The following is a 2,206-nucleotide window of genomic DNA, read 5'->3' on the forward strand; positions in this document are numbered from 1 at the left end:
CAGCAACGTGAAATCATCTACAAAGAGCGTAATGAAGTTCTGGAAACAGAAAACATGCGTGACTTAGTGGAAACCATGATTTTTGCTGTTATTGAGCGACTTGTAACTACGCACACTAACGCGGAAAATAAAGCAGAGTGGAATTACAAAGCGATAGAGGATTATATTCAAGCGAATATGCTTCCAGAGGGTGTTATTACGCAAGAAACTTTAGAAAATCTTTCTCAAGAAGAAGTTATTGAGAAGATTAAAGAAGAAGTTATCTCCTTCTATGATGCAAAAGAAGAAGAAATGACAGCTGAACGTATGCGCGAATTTGAAAAAGTTGTACTGCTTCGTTCAATTGACTCGAAATGGATCGATCATATTGATGCAATGGATCAGCTTCGCCAAGGGATTCACTTACGTGCATATGGTCAAACAGATCCGCTTCGCGAATATCAAAGTGAAGGCTTTGCAATGTTCGAGGCAATGGTTGAGTCAGTCCAAGAAGATGTTGCTAAATATGCGATGAAAGCAGAAATTCGTAACAACCTAGAGCGTGAAGAGGTAGCAAAAGGGCAAGCTGTAAATCCAAAAGAAGAAGGCGGTCCTGTAAAGAAAAAACCTGTTCGCAAACAAGCAACAGTGGGACGTAACGAACCATGCCCATGTGGTAGTGGAGAAAAGTTTAAAAATTGCCACGGAGCAGTTAGATAATAGAGATATTCGGAGGAAATAAAAAATGATAGAAATTTCAGTTGTAAGAAATGAATTAGACCGTACGGCGGGCAAGTTAAATGACTTTAGGGGGTCTCTTTGACTTAGAAAACAAAGAGGTTCGTATACAAGAGCTAGAGGAATTAATGACTTTCCCTGACTTTTGGGATGATTCCCAAGGAGCTCAAAAGGTCATCAATGAGTTAAACGCTTTAAAAGGCATAGTGGAGCAATACAACGACCTTATGTCTACACAAGAAAACTTAGAAATGACGTTAGAGTTATTGAAAGAAGTTCCTGATGAGGAATTGCAAGAGGAGCTTGGCAGTGAGCTGAAAGAGTTTACAGCTGCACTTGGAGAGTTTGAGCTTCAACTTCTTTTAAGTGAGGAATATGACAAGCACAATGCTATTTTAGAATTACATCCAGGCGCTGGTGGAACTGAATCCCAAGATTGGGGATCGATTCTTTTACGTATGTATCAGCGCTGGGCTGACAAACGTGGCTTTAAAGTAGAAACGATCGATTACTTGCCAGGAGACGAAGCAGGTATTAAATCTGTAACGCTACTGATCAAAGGTCATAACGCCTATGGATATTTAAAAGCAGAAAAGGGTGTACATCGTCTAGTACGTATTTCACCGTTTGATTCGTCTGGTCGACGACATACCTCTTTTGTGTCTTGTGAGGTTATGCCAGAATTTACTGATGAGATTGAAATTGAAATCCGTACAGAAGATTTGAAAATTGATACGTATCGTGCAACTGGTGCAGGTGGTCAGCATATCAATACAACGGACTCCGCTGTCCGTATCACTCACTTACCAACTAACTCGGTTGTAACATGCCAATCAGAGCGTTCACAGATTAAAAACCGTGAGCACGCGATGAAGCTTTTAAAATCAAAGCTTTACCAATTAAAAATCGAAGAACAGGAAGCTCAGCTTGCTGAAATTCGTGGAGAACAAAAAGAAATTGGATGGGGAAGTCAGATTCGTTCCTATGTATTCCACCCATACTCCATGGTTAAGGATCACCGTACCAATGAGGAAAGTGGAAATGTCCATGCAGTCGTGGATGGGGAAATTGACCCATTTATTCATGCCTACTTACGTTCCAAAATAAATTAATAGACGGTAAAAAATCCCATGCTATAATAAAATAGTATGGGATTTTTACTATTTTATATGGGGATTGGGGAAAAGGATATGAACATACATGAATTGAAAAAAAAGGATTTGCTAAGAAAAAATACAATCCTTTATTTGGCTTATGCCCTCGCAGTAGGATTAGGACTCTTAGTTCAAGTTCTCATAAAGGCCGAATCAGCAATTATCTTTTCTATAGGTATACCATTTGCTATATCCATAATTTTTTATTTCCTGGCTAGAAAGTCAAAGTCAATTGAGATTGTTAAGATATTTCCTTACATAATTATATTATTTGCTGCGATTACTGCTAGCAGTACCGCATATTTTAATACAGTCAGTCTAGGGACCATTATTTT

The 2,206-nt window shown here is 38.8% G+C and carries 3 protein-coding genes; all 3 read left to right on the forward strand.

The genetic code is table 11. The annotated features are described in order from the left end of the window. Positions 1-699 (forward strand): SEC-C metal-binding domain-containing protein (locus AC06OU_RS12530; protein ID WP_475856168.1); only part of this gene is annotated, 699 nt, incomplete at its 5' end. Positions 700-727: 28 nt separating this feature from the next. After that, positions 728-1,829 (forward strand): peptide chain release factor 2 gene (prfB, locus tag AC06OU_RS12535; RefSeq protein WP_340886063.1). Its coding sequence is split into 2 segments (ribosomal slippage): positions 728-799 and positions 801-1,829, totalling 1,101 coding nucleotides; the frame shifts between segments, so codons are not numbered across the junction. A gap of 78 nt (positions 1,830-1,907) precedes the next feature. Then, on the forward strand, positions 1,908-2,206 hold a 299-nt coding region (locus AC06OU_RS12540; RefSeq protein ID WP_475856170.1), incomplete at its 3' end, for a hypothetical protein.

It is taken from the genome of Psychrobacillus sp. (assembly GCF_056205495.1).